The following is a 14,763-nucleotide window of genomic DNA, read 5'->3' as shown; positions in this document are numbered from 1 at the left end:
GGCCGTCGGGGGCGAGGACGTGGGGGGTGTCATGGTCTGTCCAGTGGTCCGAAGGGCCGGGGTACCACGCAGCCGTGCCGGCGGCGAGCACGGTCGTCGACGGCGACGCTACGACGCACGGTCCCTGCTGGCGATGGGGGACCTCCCTGAACGATCGTCCGCGCACCCTGAGTCGATCGTCGCACGGGCCGCGGGGCAGTGCTGCACCCGGGTGGCGGGGGAGTGCTCGTGAGCAATCGCACTCCGGTGTGCGTCCAGTGCGCGGGGTTTGGTGGGGGAGTTGCCGAATTGAGCCCCGGGGAGGCCGTTGGCGCCGGAGGTGTCGAGGGTCGTTGGCATCGCAACGGTCGATGTGGCACCGTGGGCGATGTCGGGGGCCGACCGGACGGGGCTGGCTGGGTCGTCGGCATGCGACACAGGAAGAACCATCCACGAGGGGGAACCCGCGATGCCGTCCACCGGCCCATTCACACGCGTGTCCGATGCGCTCGAACACCGCCGCGACCGCGAGCGACGTCCCGTCGACGGGACCACGGTCCGCCTCGGCGCCCTCGTGGTGTTCCTCGCCCTCGTCGTGCTCATGGTGCTGTCTGCAGGCCCGTCCGTGGCCGCGACGGCCGATGCCGATCCGGGTTCCTGGTCGGGCGTCATCAACCTCGCCCCGATCCTGTTCTGGGCCGCGGTCGGGATCGCCGTCGTCACCAGGATCGTGCTGGCTCGCCGGTCCACCTCGTCGACCGCCGATCCGACGCGCCTGTCGCGCGTGACCCCGGCACGGCCGACGTCGTCGCCGGCGGAGTCCGGTGAGCAGGCCACGGCCGCCTGAGGCGGCACGTCGTCCGTCACCCGCCGTCCACGGTGGGGTCGATCACCCCTCGCAAACACCGAGCGGGCGGTCCATACTGGCTCCATCGTCGATGCGAGGGGTGCCGTCATGACCGATCGCGACCTGCTCGGCCGGCCCCGTGCCGGGCGTGGGCACGGAGCCGCCGGGGTGCCGGAGGGCCTGCCCGTCCTCTCGCGCGGCAAGCACCGTCGTGCCAGCGAGGGCGGGTGCTTCATGGAGTTCGCGTCGTACCTGGCGGGTGAGCGATGGAGTGACCATCCCGCCTGCACCCAGCCCCTGCTGGCGTCGCTGGCACGCCTGGTCAACGACTCGACGACCGACGATGGGCGAGGCGCGCTGGTGCCGCTGGTTCCCGCGGTCGTCGGGCTGCGCAGCGACGACCCGCGGTTCGACGCGGTGATCGCACGTCGCTGTGCCCTGGTCGCGCTCCCCCGCGCACCGATCGACGAGCAGCGTGCCCTGGCCGTGGGACTCCTGGCGGCCGAGCGGATGCTGGCGCGGCTGGACGGTCGCCCGGTGGACGGCCTGTCGCCCGAGGCGACCACCGCCCTGGCCGCCGTGCCGGCCGTGCGTGACTGGGCGCTGGCCTTCGCCGCGGGTGAGGTCCCGCGCCTGCGGACCTATCGCAAGCACGCGGCCCCGACCGCGGTGCGCTGCGCCGTGCAGGGCACGTTGGCCGGGGGACCGGCCGACTCCGACCGCGCGCTGGCGGACCTCCTCTCGCGGGCCGTCGACGAGGCGCGGGCGTTCCTCGACGAACCGGTCGCGCCGGTCGACCACGCACGGTGGGCCGAGGCCTGTGCCCTGCTGGCCCGCGACGGCGTCCCTGCCTGAGCAGGCCCTGCCCCCTGCCCCTCCTTCCGCCGGCCCCGGGCCACGCGGCGGGACCTACAGTCGTGTGCGCCCGGACCTGGATGCGTCCGGGCATCCCTCGACCTCCCGGGAGTGCCTGCATGGCGGACCAGAACCGACAGTGGCGGCTGAAGACCACGCCCCACGGACCCATCGACGACGACACCTTCACCTCGACCTCCGAGGACGTCCCTGAGCCAGGTGACGGCGAGGCGCTGGTCGCGGTGCAGTGGCTGTCGATGGACCCGACCATCCGGGGCTGGCTGGAGCGTGACACCTACGTGCCCAAGATCCAGGAGGGCGAGGTCGTCCGCGGCCTCGGGATCGGCGAGGTCGTCGCCAGCAAGAGCGACCGCTACGCCGTCGGCGACCTGGTCAGCGGCACGACCGGCTGGCAGGAGTTCGCGATCGCCGACGAGGGTGACCGCCGCATGCAGGTCGTCCCCGCCGGCACCGACCCGCTCGACGCCGTCGGGCTGCTCGGCCCGACCGGGCTCGCGGCCTACTTCGGACTGCTGCGAGTCGGCCAGCCCGAGGAGGGCGACACCGTCCTGGTGAGCGGCGCGGCCGGTGCCACCGGCTCGGTCGCCGGCCAGATCGCCAAGCTGAAGGGCTGCACGGTCATCGGGACGGCCGGCAGCGACGACAAGTGCGCGCGGGTGGTCGACCACTACGGCTTCGACGCGTGCATCAACTACAAGACCGAGCGGGTGTCGTCCCGCCTGCGCGAGCTGGCACCCGACGGGATCGACGTGTTCTTCGACAACGTCGGGGGCGACGTGCTCGAGGCCGGGCTGGCCAACCTCGCCCTCCATGCGCGGATCGCCGTCTGCGGCGCGATCTCGCAGTACGACGGTGGCACGCCACGCGGACCCCGCAACTACATGAACCTCGTCGTCAAGCGGGCCCGGATGGAGGGCTTCCTGATCTTCGACCACGTCCGCGACTACCGCCTGGCGATGGGCGACCTCACCACGTGGGCGTCGGAGGGCAGGATCCGCCACGAGGTCGACGTCGTCGAGGGCTTCGACAACGTCCCGGCCGCCTTCCAGCGCCTGTTCACCGGCGACAAGGTCGGCAAGAACGCCGTCCACCTCACCTGACCGAGCCGTCGAGTGTGCGGATCGAGGCCGCCCGTGGCCGGGATGCGCACACTCGACGTGATCGGGGTCAGTCGGCGACGGCCAGGAGGGCGCGACAGGCCTCGGCGCAGGCGCGGCAGGCCTCGGCGCAGGCCTGGCAGTGGGCGTCGTCGTGCGAGGCGCACTCCTCGGCGCACTCGGTGCACATCGTGATGCAGGTCTCGACCAGGGAGCGCCAGCCGTCGCCGCTGGGGCCGGGCCGCGACAGCACGGCCGCGGTCGCCCGGCACACGTCGGCACAGTCGAGGTCGGAGCGGGCGCAGTCCACCATGCCCTCCTGGAGGCACGAGTCGGCGCAGGTCCCGCAGGCGGCGGCGCAGGTCGAGGCCGCCTCGATGGCGGCGACCAGTTCGTCGAGGTCGAAGGTGTCGCGTTCGGGGTGGGCGGCCATCACGTCGCGCAGGGTCATGGAGACTTCCGGTGCAGGGAACGGGTGGAACGACGAGTACACCGTGATCGGCCGTCGGAGTCGGGTGTCCGATCGGGTGGCGCTGCCCCACCGTGCGACGGTCGAAGCACCACGGAACGCCCCGGACGAGGGGCTACGATCACGCACCTCACACGCCCCCGGAACCCCGAACGGACCCCGATGCTGACCCGAAGGATCGCGCTGGCCACCCTGGTCGTGCTCGCCCTCGCCGGGTGCACGGACGACCCGCCGGTCGAGGAGACGCCCACGGTCGACCTGTCCGCCGCGCCGGTCGAGACCGTCGCGCCGACCCCGTCGGCCGTTCCGTCGTCGTCGCCGACCGCGAGCCCGACGCCCTCGCCCACCCCGTCGCCGACCCCCAGCCCGTCGCCCACGGTCGACACCTCCTCGGGCTCACTGGCGAACCCGCTGGCGATGGGTGACGCACTCGAGTTCGACTCCTGGACGGTGGTGGTCGAGGACTACACCGGGCAGGCGACCGAGGAGGTCGTCGAGGCGAACTCGGTCAACCCGGATCCCGAGAACGGTCGTTACGCCCTCGCCCGCCTGGTGGTCACCAACACCGGGGACGAGCCGGCCGAGCCCGGCTTCGACCTGACCGTGGTGGTGGTGGCCCCCGACGGGACCGAGTACCCCGACACCGGGTGTGCGGCCCTGCCCGAGGACTCGCTGACGCTGGCCCCGGAGGTCGAGCCCGGCGAGGAGGCCACCGGCACGTTCTGCTTCGACCTGCCCAGCGAGGACATCGCGGACGCGGTCCTGTCGGTCGAGGAGACCCTCGCGATGGAGGGGCCGCGGCTCCACGTGAACCTGTCGTGACCGAGCCGTCGGCGGACGCGGCCAGCCCGGACGCCACGATGGTGCGGGTCCCGCACGACGGGCTGGTGTTCGACGTGGCGGTGGCTGGGCCGGACGACGGCCCGGCGGTGCTGCTCCTCCATGGCTTCCCGCAGGACCACACCTGCTGGGACCTGGTCGTCGGGGACCTGCACGCCCGTGGGTTGCGCACGATCGCCCCCGACCTGCGGGGCTACTCCCCGGACGCCCGTCCCGACGACCCCGCCGCCTACCGGACGTCGGAAATGGTCGGCGACGCGGTCGCGATCCTGGACCACCTCGACGTCGCGACCGCCCACGTGGTCGGCCACGACTGGGGCGGGGTGGTCGCCTGGGCGACGGCCATGGGCGTTCCCGAACGCGTCGACACCCTGACCGTCCTGTCGACGCCACACCCGGCGGCCCTGGCGAAGGCCATGCGGACCTCGACCCAGGGGTTGCGTTCCTGGTACTTCCTGCTGTTCCGCAGCCGGATCGCCGAACGACTCGTGCTGCCCCGGCTCCGCGGCCTGCTGATGTCGTCGGGCATGCCGCGGTCGTCGGCCATGCGGGCCGGCGAGCGCATGGACCAGCCCGGCGCGTTCTCGGCGGCGCTGAACTACTACCGGGGGATGGACACGTCCCTGTTCGCGCGGGCGAGCGACGTCACGGTGCCGACCACGCTGGCGTGGGGGACCGACGACCCGTTCTTCGGTCGTGCCGCCGCGCTGGGCACCGCCGGGCACGTCGCGGCCGACTACCGCCTCGTCGCGGTGCACGGCGACCACTGGCTCCCCGAGACCGAGCCCGAGGCCGTGACCCGCATCCTCCGCGACCGCGTTTCGACTCCGCACCCCTGACCCCGGGGGTGGCGTTCGAGGCCGGTGGAGTCGGTCGCGAACGCCAGGGAGGCAACCTCCTGCGGGCAGCCGAGGTCGGGGTGGCGTTCGGTGCCGGTTGGGTCGGTCGCGAACGCCGAGGGGATGTCGTTGTCCGGTCGGGGTGGCGTTCGGTGCCGGTTGGGTCGGTCGCGAACGCCGAGGGGATGTCGTTGACCGGTCGGGGTGGCGTTCGAGGCCGGTGGAGTCGGTCGCGAACGCAGAGGAGAGGCGGTCGGACACACGACGACGGGGTGCGACCGCGTGGGTCGCACCCCGTCGAGGGTGTGGTCACCGGGATCCGTCAGGACCCCGGGTCATCGAGCGTCAGCTCGGATCGAGGACGACCTCGTCGGAGCCGGTGAGGGGGTCGGTGCCACCCTCGCCGCCCGGGTCGGTGTACTCGGCGACGAACACGCCGCTGAGGTCATCGACGTCCGGGTCGTGGCCGCCGATCAGATCGGTCTCGAGCACACCCGTGCACCCGTTGACCGTGGAGATGGGGTGGCCGTGAGTGTTGTGGCCCAGGACGTAACTGACCTCCACGAGGCTGCAGTCGACCGGCTGGTCGTCGGTCACCTGCACCTCGAAGGCGACGTCGTCCCCGAACGAGAACGCATCGCCTTCCTGCGGCGTGATGAACTCGACCACCGGGGCCTCGTTGCCGACCTGGATCTCGACGTAGTCGGAACCGATCTTGCCGCGGTTCTTGCCACCGCGGTCGGCCACCGTGAGGTGGGCCAGGTAGACGCCGGCCTCGTCGTAGACGTGGGTCGGGTTCTCCTCGGAGGAGTCGACCTCGCCGTCGCCGTCGAAGTCCCACATGTAGCGGAGCTTGTCGCCGTCGGCGTCGGAGACGTTCGAGGTGAAGCTCACCTCGAGGCCCTCCGGACCGGTCGTGACGTCAGCCTCGACGTCGACCTCCGGGGCGTGGTTCCCGCTGCGGGCGATGTAGTCGATGCGCGACAGCTCGGCCTCGGGGTTCTCGGAGAAGAACCCGTCGCCGTACTCGAGCATGTACAGGGCACCGTTGGGCCCGAACTCGAGGTCCATCGGGTTGTCGGTCGCGACCGAGTCCAGGACGGGCTCGATCCCGAGCACGTCACCCTGGCTGTCGATCTCGAACGCCTTGATGTAGTCGCGCGTCCACTCGTAGAACAGCGGCTTGTCCTCGTAGTACGAGGGCCACTGCGGCTGGCGGTGCGGCGGGCGGTTGACCCACGGCGCCACGTCGTCGCTGTCGTAGGCCGGTCCGGCCATCGGGCCGATCCCGCCGGTCTCGAGCTCCGGGAACAACGCCGAGGCCGAGTAGGTGTAGAAGACCTCCGAGTCCACCATGTCGGGGAGCTCGGTCAGGCCGGTGTTGTTCGGCGACTCGTTGACCAGCGTGCCGTCGCAGTCGAACTCGTCACCGGAGGTGCCGGTGGCGAAGTCGTAGTCGACGTAGGGGATGTCGCGCTGGACGCAGTACGGCCAGCCGTAGTTGCCCGGCTCGTCGACGTACATCCACCGACCGTGGCCCGCGGGGCCGCGGTTCGGGTTGGGGTTGCGGGCGTCGGGCGAGTAGTCGCCGACGTAGATCGCGTCGGTGTTCGGGTCGACCTCGATGCGGAACGGGTTGCGGAAGCCCATCGCGTAGATCTCGGGACGGGTGTCCGCGGTGCCCTCCTCGAAGAGGTTGCCGTCGGGGATGGTGTAGCCGCCGCCGTCGGTCGGGGTGATGCGCAGCAGCTTGCCACGCAGGTCGTTGGTGTTGGCCGAGGTCCGCTGGGCGTCGTAGGCCGGGTTGCGGTCCTCGCGCTCGTCGATCGGCGCGTAGCCGTTGGAGGCGAACGGGTTGGTGTCGTCGCCGGTGGACAGGATCAGGTTGCCCTCGGAGTCGAACACGATATCACCACCGACGTGACAGCAGATGCCCCGGTCGACCGGGACCTGCATGATCTCCTCCTCGGTGTCCATCTGGATCTCGCCGTCGCTGAACTGGAACCGCGACAGCTGGATGTAGCCCTCGAACGCCTCGAAGTCCTCGGGGTCACCGAAGTTGGGCGCGTCACCCGGAGGGGTGTCGAGCGGCGGGGAGTAGTAGATGTACACCCACACGGCCTCGTCGCCGTGCTTGGCGTTCGGGTCGACCGCGATGCTCTGCACGCCTTCCTCGTCGTGGCGATACACGTCGAAGCTCGCGGCCAGGCTGTTCAGTCCGGTGTCGACGTCGTGGTACCAGACGTCGCCGGGCCTGGTGGTGTGCAAGACGTCGCCGTCGGGCAGCAGGGCGAGGTCCATGGGCTCGCCGGGGGAGTCGTTGAGCGTGATCTTCTGGAAGTCGTCATCGCTCGGGGGAGAGGTGTCCTGCGCCACGGCTGGGGCCGACAGTGAGAGCCCCAGTGCTACGCAGGCAGAGATTGCCAGCATTCTTCGCATCGGCACGTGCCTTCGGTCGGATCCGTTCAGGGGGAGAAGGCCCGGCGCTGGATCAGTTCGACCCGAGCCCAATCTGCACACCGCCCAGACAAGTCCGCCCACTTTCTCCTGTCCACCGACAAAAGGACGTACCGGCGGTGGGACATGGGGTTGCGTGGATGCAGAGGGCAGGTGGTGCCCTCACAGGGGATGGCCTCGATCGCCCGACGCGTGCGCCCACCGGTCGCCGACGTCCGGTGCGGCCGGTCGATCGTGCCTCCATAGGATGGCGGCCCCGGCGGCCGGACCGCCCGGGTCGACGTCGCACCGCCAGCGGGACGGGAGATCGTGAGCAACCAGCCCATCGGGGACCACGCCCTGTTGTCGGACTGCCACACGGCGGCCCTGGTCGATCGGCGCGGGTCGATCGAGTGGCTGTGCCTGCCCCGGTTCGACGCCCCGTCGGTGTTCGCCCGGCTGCTCGACGACGACGCCGGGCACTTCCGGGTCGGCCCGGCCACCGGCGACGTGACCGTGACCCGGTCCTACGTCGATGCCTCGCTCGTCCTGACGACCACCTTCACCACGCCCACGGGCACCCTGGAGTTGACCGACGCGCTCGCGATGGCGGCCGGCAGCCGCGGCCACCGGCTGGGCCACGACGTCCCGCACATCCTGCTGCGTCGTGCGCGGTGCGTCGACGGCCAGGTCGACGTGGAGGTCGAGTTCGCACCACGCCTGGAGTACGGGCTGACCGTCCCCCTGCTGCGACACGTCGACGGGGGCGTGACCGCGCGGGGTGGCCCGACCGAGCTGCGGGTCTCCGGTGACGTCGACCTGGAGGTCACCGACAGCCATGCCGTGGGAACCGCCACGCTGGCCGCCGGCGAGACCCGCCACCTGGCGCTGCAGTACGCGTCGAGCTGGGGCGACCTGCCCGCGCCGTGGGAGGCCGAGGCGATCGCCGACCACCTCGACGACACCGTCACGGCGTGGCAGAGCTGGAGCGACGAGCACCAGCGCTTCGCCGGTCCGTGGCAGGACCTGGTCGACCACTCCGGCCGGGTGCTCCAGGGGCTGATCCACGTGCCGACCGGCGCGATGGTGGCGGCGCCGACGACCTCGTTGGCCGAGGAGGTCGGTGGCGAGCGCAACTGGGACTACCGCTACGCCTGGGTGCGGGACGCCTCGATGGCGCTGGAGGCGCTGTGGGTCGCGGCATGTCCGTCCGAGGCCGGGATGTTCCTGGACTTCCTCACCACGGCCGCCACGACCGTCCACCACGCCGGCGACCTGCAGATCATGTTCGGCATCGGTGGCGAGCGCGACCTGACCGAGCGCACGCTGCCCCACCTGTCGGGCTGGCGTGACAGCGCACCGGTGCGGGTCGGCAACGGGGCGTGGAACCAACGCCAGGTCGACGTGTACGGCGAGTTGCTCGACGCGGTCCACCGGCTGCGCACGCAGATCGGCGACCTCGCCGAGCCCGAGCGCGCGTTCCTGGTCGCGATGGCCGACAGCGCGATGGAGGTGTGGGACGAGCCCGACCAGGGCATCTGGGAGATGCGGGGCGAGCCACAGCACCACACCTACTCCAGGCTGATGTGCTGGGTCGCGCTGGACCGGGCGATCGACCTCGCGGAGTGGCTGGACGCCACCGACCGGGTGGAGGCGTGGTCCCGTGGCCGCGACGAGGTGCGTGCCGCGATCGAGGAGCGGGCCTGGTCCGACGAGGCCGGGGCGTTCACCCAGGTCTTCGACGGCACCGCGCTGGACGCCGCCTGCCTGGTCATCCCGCTGGTCGGGTTCCTGCCCGGCGACGACCCGCGCGTGGTCGCGACCATCGATGCCATCGTCGAGCGGCTGACCGACGACCAGGGCCTGGTCTACCGGTACCTGTCCGACGACGGGCTGGAGGGGGGCGAGGGCACCTTTCTGCTGTGCACCTTCTGGCTGGCGGAGGCACTGGCGCTGGCCGGTCGCGTCGACCGGGCACGCGAGGTGTTCGAGACCGCCGCCGGGTTCGCCAACGACGTCGGCCTGCTCGCCGAGGAGGTCGACGCCGAGACCGGGGAGCTGCTCGGCAACTTCCCCCAGGCGTTCAGCCACATCGGACTGGTCAATGCGGCCTGGGCGATCCACCGGTGCGAGGCCGGCGAGTCGCTGGACGCCCCCACCGACCGCTGGGACGACCACGACCCCACCTCGTAGCGTCGTCCGTGGGCGGTCCACCCGGATCCGTCTGCCGTCGCCCCTGCGAGGACTCCCGTGAACGCATCCTGGTACGCCATCGACGTCTCCCAGCTGGTCGGCATCGTCGTGACCACGATCGGCATCTACGCGGTGCTGCTCGTGCTCATCCGTGTCAACGGCCTGCGCAGCCTGACCAAGATGTCGTCCGTGGACTTCGCCAGCACGGTCGCGATCGGGTCGCTGATCGCGACGGTGATCCTGGCCGACCGCCCGTCCCTGCTGCAGGGAGCGGTCGGGCTGGTGGCGTTGTTCGCGATGCAGGGTGGGTTCGCGGCGCTGCGTCGGCGGGTCAACACGTCCCGGGTCGAGAACGACCCGGTCCTGCTGATGGACGGCGGCCGCATCCTGGAGGACAACCTGGCGGCCACGCGGGTCACGCGAGACGACCTGTACGCCAAGCTGCGCGAGGCCAACGTCCTCAACCTGGACCAGGTCCGCGCCGTCGTCCTCGAGACCACCGGCGACGTCTCGGTGTTGCACGGCCCCGCGGACCAGTTCGACCCGGACCTGCTCGCATCCGTCCGCCGCGACGCCGCCATCCTGCCCTTCCGCCGCCGCTGATCCCCCGGGCGTCTGATCGCCGGGTCCGCTCCCTCGCCCCTGGCTGCGCCTCAACCCTGACTCTCAACCTCCACATCAACGTGAGACTGTCGTGGCGCGTCGTCCGAACCCGGATGTGAGTCCTCGTTCCGGTGGGCCGGACGATCCCATCACGCCTGGTCGACCCGACATGGGCGGGTCGCGGATGTGAGTCCTGGTTCCGGTGAGCCGGACGATCCCATCACGCCCGCGAGGTGGGGGCCTCGGATGTGGGCGTAGCCTGTCGGGGCATGGAGACGGTGTGGGTGCTCGGTGACCAGCTCAACCGGGGGATCTCGAGCCTCGCCGGCCGGGAGCCCGGGGACACGCGGGTGCTGCTGGTCGAGTCCACCGCCAAGCTGACCTCCCAGCGGTGGCACCGGCAGCGGGCCCACCTCGTGCTGGCGGGCATGCGGCGGTTCGCGGCGGAGCTCGCCGACGCGGGGTTCGTGGTCGACCACCGCCGGGCCGACTCGCTGCGGGCCGGGCTGCACGCCCACGTCGACGAGCACGACCCCGACGAGGTCGTGGCGATGGAGCCCGCCTCCTTCGACGGCCTCGCGATGCTGCACGACGAGGGTGTGACCACGACACGCAACAACCACTTCACCTGTCACTGGGAGGACTTCGCGGCCTGGGCCGACCAGCGCGAGTCCGACGGCGGGTCGTTCCGCATGGAGGACTTCTACCGCTGGCAGCGTCGTCGACTGGACGTCCTCATGGACGGCGACGAGCCGACCGGTGGCCGGTGGAACCTCGACCACGACAACCGCGAGCCGCCCCCCACCGACGCACGGGACTGGCCCAGCCCGGTCACCTCCGACCTCGACGACCTCGACCACGCGGTGCTGGCCGACCTCGACGCCCTCAGCCCGGACGCGACCGTCGGCGCCGACCCGACCGGTCTGTGGCCGACCTCGCGTCGCCGGGCGCTGGCGCGCCTGCGCCACGCCGTCGACGAGGTCCTGCCGCGGTTCGGCACCCACCAGGACGCGATGCTCACCGGCGAGCCCTTCCTGGCCCACACGCTGCTGTCGCCGGCACTCAACCTGGGCATGCTGACCCCGCTGGAGGTGGTCGAGGCGGTCGAGGACGCCCACCGCTCGGGCCACGTGCCCCTCAACGCCGCCGAGGGGTTCATCCGCCAGGTGATCGGCTGGCGGGAGTACGCCTGGGGCCTGTACTGGCGCTGGATGCCCGAACATCGCGACGCCAACCACCTCGACGCGACCCGGCCACTGCCACCGGTCCTGGCCGGCGACGCCGACACCGACATGGCGTGCGTGGCCGCCGCCCGGCGGTCGGTCCACGACCACGGCTACGCCCACCACATCCAGCGGTTGATGGTGCTGGGCAACCTCGCCCTGCTGGCCGGGGTCGAGCCGTGGGCGATGACCCGGTGGATGTGGTCGTCGTTCGTCGACGGCGCCGAGTGGGTGATGCTGCCCAACGTCGTCGGGATGGCCCTGTACGCCGACGGCGGCCGCATGGCCACCAAGCCCTACGCCGCCGGCGGCAACTACATCGACCGGATGTCGGACCACTGTGGCGACTGCCGCTACGACCGCCGTGCCCGGGTCGGCGACGACGCCTGTCCCTTCACCACCCTGTACTGGGACTTCCTGGACCGCCACCGCGACACCTTCACCGGCAACCACCGGCTGGCCCGACCGCTGTCCAATCTCGATCGGCTGTCTGACCTGCCGGCCGTGCGGGAGCGGGCGACCGTGGTCCTCGACCGGCTGGACGAGGGGACGCTGTGAGCACCCACCTGCCCGCGATCGATCCCGACGACGTCGTCGGCTGGGTGACGCAACACCTCGATGACCTGGCCTGCGACGAGGTGGCCGCCTCGCCGGCCTTCCGCGGTGGCCAGGCGGCCGCCGACGCGGCCCTGGCCGACCTGGACGTGCGGGGCTATGCGTCGCGGCGCAACGACGTGCTGCCGGGCGACCGGCGTGGCGCGACCCGGCTGTCCCCGTGGATCCGCCATGGCCTGCTGACGCTGCCCCGGGTGTGGCACGCGGTGGCCGACGCACCGGCGCGTGATCGCACGAAGTTCCGCAACGAGTTGTCGTGGCAGGAGTACACACGTCACCTCTATGCCCAGGTCGGGCGGTCGCTGCGGGCACCGCTGCGCTTCGAGCCCGGCCGCGCGACCGGCGACTGGGACCGCGCACCCTGGCCGGACGAGATGGCCTGCGTCGCGGCCTCGATCGGCGAGCTCGAGCGGGACGGCTGGATGGTCAACCAGGCCCGGATGTGGATGGCCTCGCAGTACGTCGTGCGGGGTCACGGCGACTGGTGGGAGGGCGAGCAGCACTTCTTCCGTCACCTGCTGGACGGCTCGCGGTTCGCCAACGGCCTGGGCTGGCAGTGGACGACCGGGATGGCCACGGGACGGACCTACGGGTTCTCCCGCAGCCAGGTGATGAAGCGGGCGCCCGAGCTGTGCGCCGACTGCGAACTGGCCCACGACTGCCCGATCGAGGAGTGGCCGGACCTCGACCGGGCGTCCCGTCGCGAGTCCCGTCCCGCGACCATCGGCGGCGAGCGGACCCCGGGTTGGACCGCCGGCCCCGACCAGGTGCTGAGACGACGACCTCCCGACGTGGTCTGGCTGACCGCCGAGTCACTCGGCGACGACGACCCCGCGCTGGCCGCCCACCCGGACCTGCCGGTCGTGTTCGTCTTCGACGCCCCGCTGCTGGCACGACTCCGACTGAGTGGCAAGCGGCTGGTCTTCCTCGCCGAGTGCCTGGCCGACCTCGCGTCGCGACGTGACCTGGTCGTGCACGTGGGCGCGCCGGCCGAGGTGTTGGCCGAGCACGACCCTGCCGTCACCTTCACCCCGGTGCCCGGTTGGCGGGCACTGAGTCGTCGCCTCCAGCCCGCGGTCATCCATCCGTGGCCGTGGCTGCGTCGACCCGACGGTGGCTCGGTGCAGAGCTTCAGTGCATGGGACCGGCGCCACGACGATCCGGAGCCACCGCGCCAGCCGCGCCTGGACCTGGGTGGCGGGCTGGACTGATCCTGGACGCCGGGCATCCTGCCCCCGGGATTGGGCGGGGTGGCGGGACGAATTGCACGAACCAAACCTGCCCGAGGTCGCCGCTTCGCTTCGCTATGATCACGCCGGACCTGATCTTTTGTCGGCAGCAGGCGAAAGTCCCCCTCGTCGCGTGGCCGGAACACGACACGAAGGGCTTCGAAATGGCAGACAACTCCGGTGCCGACAGTCCGGGCGAGGTGCTCGCCCTCATCCGGGACGGCCGTGCCCGGACCCGCTCCGAACTCGCCCGACTGACCGGCATGTCGCGCTCGACGGTGTCCCAGCGCATCGAGGCCCTGCTGGCCGGCGACTACGTCTACGAGGCGGGGGAGGCCCCCAGCAGTGGCGGCCGTCCACCCCAGACCCTGGCCTTCAACCGCGACGCGGGCGTCGTGTTGGTCGCCGACCTCGGCGCCACCCACAGCCGCCTGGCCGTGGCCGACCTGTCGGGCGACATCCTGGCCGAGCACACCGGCGACATCGCGATCGCCGAGGGGCCCGAGAAGGTGATCGCCTGGACGATGGACGGCTTCGCCCGCCTGCTCGCCGAGGTCGACCGTCGTGCCGACGAGGTCCGGGGCATCGGCATGGGCCTGCCGGGACCGGTCGAGTACTCGGCCGGCCGCGCCGTGAACCCCCCGATCATGCCCGGCTGGGACGGTGTGGAGGTGCCGCGACTGGTCCAGGAGACCTACCCGGTGCCGGTCCTGGTGGACAACGACGTCAACATCATGGCGCTGGGGGAGTACTGGATCCGTTGGCGTGACCGGGTCGACGACATGCTGTTCGTCAAGATCGGCACCGGCATCGGCAGCGGGATCGTCGCGAACGGCGGCATCTACCGTGGCCAGCACGGCGCCGCGGGGGACATGGGCCACATCCAGGTCGCCTCGGCCGCCGACGTGCTGTGCCGGTGCGGCAACCGGGGCTGCCTGGAGGCGGTGGCCGGCGGGGCCGCCCTCGCACGCCAGCTGACCGAGGCCGGCACCCCGTCGGAGGACTCGCGCGACGTGGCCCGCCGGGCCATGGCCGGCGATGGCACCGCCAACCGCCTGGTCCGGGCCGCCGGGCGCCAGATCGGCGAGGTGCTGGCCGGCGCGGTCAACCTGCTCAACCCGGGCGCCATCGTGCTGGGCGGCGACATCGCCCTGGCCGCGAACCAGCTGGTGGCGGGTGTCCGTGAGCGGATCTACGAGCGCTCGACCGTGCTGGCGACGCATGACCTGCGGATCGAGCGCACCGAGCTCGGGGACCGTGCCGGTGTGGTCGGTGCCGCCGTCATGATCATCGAGTCGATCCTGCTGCCCAGCGCCGTGGACGAGGCCATCACGACCCACGTGCGGGCCTGACGCCAGCCGGCTCGGCCGCCACCACGTGCGGGACCGGGACCGAAGTCGCCCGCTGGGCCGTGATCGCTGATCTCCACCAGTGCGTTTCCTGTGCGATCTCGGTCGATTTCCGGTCTCGTTCGGCGTGGTCGGACGACACGTTCTGCCCCATTCGTCCACGATGCT

The 14,763-nt window shown here is 71.6% G+C and carries 12 protein-coding genes; 10 read left to right on the top strand and 2 right to left on the bottom strand.

Features of this window, described 5'->3' with window-relative positions; genetic code table 11:
- The first annotated feature begins 448 nt into the window (after positions 1-448).
- The 3 genes from KR546_RS15500 (at position 449) to KR546_RS15490 (ending at position 2,802) form a co-directional block, all read left to right on the top strand.
- Positions 449-826 carry a hypothetical protein gene (locus tag KR546_RS15500; protein ID WP_238445626.1) on the top strand — a complete coding sequence of 126 codons (378 nt, stop codon included), beginning with the start codon at positions 449-451 and terminating at the stop codon, positions 824-826.
- A gap of 108 nt (positions 827-934) precedes the next feature.
- Positions 935-1,681, top strand: a complete 747-nt coding sequence (locus KR546_RS15495) for a hypothetical protein (RefSeq protein ID WP_238445625.1) — start codon at positions 935-937, stop codon at positions 1,679-1,681.
- 119 nt (positions 1,682-1,800) lie between these two features.
- Positions 1,801-2,802: an NADP-dependent oxidoreductase gene (locus KR546_RS15490; RefSeq protein WP_238445624.1), complete on the top strand. Its 1,002-nt coding sequence runs from the start codon at positions 1,801-1,803 to the stop codon at positions 2,800-2,802.
- 67 nt (positions 2,803-2,869) lie between these two features.
- Here the strand turns inward: KR546_RS15490 and KR546_RS15485 are convergent, their stop codons facing one another.
- Positions 2,870-3,250, bottom strand: coding sequence for a four-helix bundle copper-binding protein (locus KR546_RS15485; RefSeq protein ID WP_238445623.1), 381 nt, complete (start codon positions 3,248-3,250; stop codon positions 2,870-2,872).
- Between the two features lie 180 nt (positions 3,251-3,430).
- Here KR546_RS15485 and KR546_RS15480 point away from each other — a divergent pair, with 180 nt between their 5' ends.
- Both KR546_RS15480 and KR546_RS15475 read left to right on the top strand, forming a co-directional pair.
- Complete coding sequence (locus KR546_RS15480; RefSeq protein ID WP_238445622.1) at positions 3,431-4,090, top strand: DUF4352 domain-containing protein; 660 nt, start codon at positions 3,431-3,433, stop codon at positions 4,088-4,090.
- Between the two features lie 41 nt (positions 4,091-4,131).
- A complete protein-coding gene (locus KR546_RS15475; RefSeq protein WP_420804259.1) occupies positions 4,132-4,947 on the top strand; it encodes an alpha/beta fold hydrolase in 816 nt (271 codons plus the stop codon).
- A gap of 345 nt (positions 4,948-5,292) precedes the next feature.
- Here KR546_RS15475 and KR546_RS15470 read toward each other — a convergent pair whose 3' ends face one another.
- The gene (locus KR546_RS15470; protein WP_238445628.1) at positions 5,293-7,386 is read right to left on the bottom strand and encodes a PQQ-dependent sugar dehydrogenase; all 2,094 of its coding nucleotides are present in this window, start codon (positions 7,384-7,386) and stop codon (positions 5,293-5,295) included.
- A 327-nt stretch (positions 7,387-7,713) separates the two neighbouring features.
- Here KR546_RS15470 and KR546_RS15465 point away from each other — a divergent pair, with 327 nt between their 5' ends.
- The 5 genes from KR546_RS15465 to KR546_RS15445 all read left to right on the top strand — a co-directional run bounded on the left by KR546_RS15465 (position 7,714) and on the right by KR546_RS15445 (position 14,598).
- Positions 7,714-9,576 carry a glycoside hydrolase family 15 protein gene (locus KR546_RS15465; protein ID WP_238445621.1) on the top strand — a complete coding sequence of 621 codons (1,863 nt, stop codon included), beginning with the start codon at positions 7,714-7,716 and terminating at the stop codon, positions 9,574-9,576.
- Between the two features lie 57 nt (positions 9,577-9,633).
- On the top strand, positions 9,634-10,179 hold the full coding sequence (locus KR546_RS19800) for a DUF421 domain-containing protein (RefSeq protein WP_238445620.1): 546 nt from the start codon (positions 9,634-9,636) through the stop codon (positions 10,177-10,179).
- 269 nt (positions 10,180-10,448) lie between these two features.
- Positions 10,449-11,960, top strand: coding sequence for a cryptochrome/photolyase family protein (locus tag KR546_RS15455; RefSeq protein ID WP_238445619.1), 1,512 nt, complete (start codon positions 10,449-10,451; stop codon positions 11,958-11,960).
- Positions 11,957-13,228: an FAD-binding domain-containing protein gene (locus tag KR546_RS15450; protein WP_238445618.1), complete on the top strand. Its 1,272-nt coding sequence runs from the start codon at positions 11,957-11,959 to the stop codon at positions 13,226-13,228. Before KR546_RS15455 ends, KR546_RS15450 begins: the two co-directional genes overlap by 4 nt.
- Positions 13,229-13,410: 182 nt before the next feature.
- The gene (locus KR546_RS15445) at positions 13,411-14,598 is read left to right on the top strand and encodes an ROK family transcriptional regulator (protein WP_238445617.1); all 1,188 of its coding nucleotides are present in this window, start codon (positions 13,411-13,413) and stop codon (positions 14,596-14,598) included.
- Positions 14,599-14,763 lie beyond the last annotated feature (165 nt).

The sequence above is a fragment of the Salsipaludibacter albus genome (genome assembly GCF_019798055.1).
Classification (GTDB): Bacteria; Actinomycetota; Nitriliruptoria; order Nitriliruptorales; family Nitriliruptoraceae; genus Salsipaludibacter; species Salsipaludibacter albus.
Note: the sequence above shows the minus strand (reverse complement) of the source record. Positions and strands in the feature narration are given on the sequence as shown.

Excerpts from the sequence above, each read along its gene's own strand:
- KR546_RS15500 (WP_238445626.1), top strand. The coding sequence starts at position 449 with ATGCCGTCCACCGGCCCATTCACACGCGTGTCCGATGCGCTCGAACAC.
- KR546_RS15495 (WP_238445625.1), top strand. The coding sequence starts at position 935 with ATGACCGATCGCGACCTGCTCGGCCGGCCCCGTGCCGGGCGTGGGCAC.
- KR546_RS15490 (WP_238445624.1), top strand. The coding sequence starts at position 1,801 with ATGGCGGACCAGAACCGACAGTGGCGGCTGAAGACCACGCCCCACGGA.
- KR546_RS15485 (WP_238445623.1), bottom strand. The coding sequence starts at position 3,250 with ATGACCCTGCGCGACGTGATGGCCGCCCACCCCGAACGCGACACCTTC.
- KR546_RS15480 (WP_238445622.1), top strand. The coding sequence starts at position 3,431 with ATGCTGACCCGAAGGATCGCGCTGGCCACCCTGGTCGTGCTCGCCCTC.
- KR546_RS15470 (WP_238445628.1), bottom strand. The coding sequence starts at position 7,386 with ATGCGAAGAATGCTGGCAATCTCTGCCTGCGTAGCACTGGGGCTCTCA.
- KR546_RS15455 (WP_238445619.1), top strand. The coding sequence starts at position 10,449 with ATGGAGACGGTGTGGGTGCTCGGTGACCAGCTCAACCGGGGGATCTCG.
- KR546_RS15445 (WP_238445617.1), top strand. The coding sequence starts at position 13,411 with ATGGCAGACAACTCCGGTGCCGACAGTCCGGGCGAGGTGCTCGCCCTC.